The 1,002-nt window shown below is 60.9% G+C and carries 1 protein-coding gene; it reads right to left on the bottom strand.

All coding sequences use genetic code 11. The features are described 5' to 3' along the window. Positions 1–9 precede the first annotated feature (9 nt). On the bottom strand, positions 10–1,002 hold a 993-nt coding region (gene tuf / locus ASD32_RS19705), incomplete at its 5' end, for an elongation factor Tu (protein WP_060639767.1).

Here is a 1,002-nt window from a genome sequence, read left to right as displayed (position 1 = left end):
GAGTAAAACTTACTCGACGATGGACGCTACGATGCCGGCGCCGACGGTGCGGCCGCCTTCGCGGATCGCGAAGCGCAGCTTTTCTTCCATCGCGATCGGAACGATCAGCTCAACGGCAACGGTGACGTTGTCGCCAGGCATAACCATTTCCGTGCCTTCCGGAAGCGACACGATGCCGGTCACGTCTGTCGTGCGGAAGTAGAACTGCGGACGGTAGTTGGTGAAGAACGGTGTATGACGGCCGCCTTCTTCCTTCGTCAGGATGTAGGCTTCAGCCATGAACTTCTTGTGCGGCTTGACCGAACCCGGCTTGCACAGGATCTGGCCACGCTCGACGCCGTCACGGGTAACGCCGCGAACGAGAGCACCGATGTTGTCGCCGGCCTGGCCCTGATCGAGCAGCTTGCGGAACATTTCAACGCCGGTCACGGTCGTCTTGGATGTGGCGCGGATGCCGACGATTTCGACTTCTTCGCCAACCTTGACGATACCACGCTCGACGCGGCCGGTCACAACCGTACCACGGCCCGAGATCGAGAACACGTCTTCGATCGGCATCAGGAACGGCATGTTGATCGGACGCTCAGGCGTCGGGATGTAGGCGTCAACAGCAGCCATCAGCTCGCGGATCGCGTCTTCGCCGATCTTCTTGTCCGAATCTTCGAGGGCAGCCAGCGCCGAACCCTTGATGATCGGAATATCGTCGCCGGGGAAGTCGTACATCGACAGCAGTTCGCGAACTTCCAGCTCAACGAGCTCGAGCAGTTCGGCGTCGTCAACCTGGTCGACCTTATTCAGGAACACGACGATCGCCGGAACGCCAACCTGACGGGCAAGCAGGATGTGCTCGCGGGTCTGCGGCATCGGGCCGTCGGCAGCCGAGCAAACCAGGATCGCGCCGTCCATCTGGGCAGCACCGGTGATCATGTTCTTGACGTAGTCGGCGTGGCCGGGGCAGTCAACGTGGGCGTAGTGACGGGCAGGCGTTTCATATTCGACGTG

Source organism: Rhizobium sp. Root483D2, assembly GCF_001426685.1.
In the GTDB taxonomy this organism is placed as follows: Bacteria; Pseudomonadota; Alphaproteobacteria; order Rhizobiales; family Rhizobiaceae; genus Pararhizobium; species Pararhizobium qamdonense.
The sequence above is the reverse complement of the archived record's forward strand: the minus strand, read 5'-3'. Positions and strand labels throughout refer to the sequence as shown.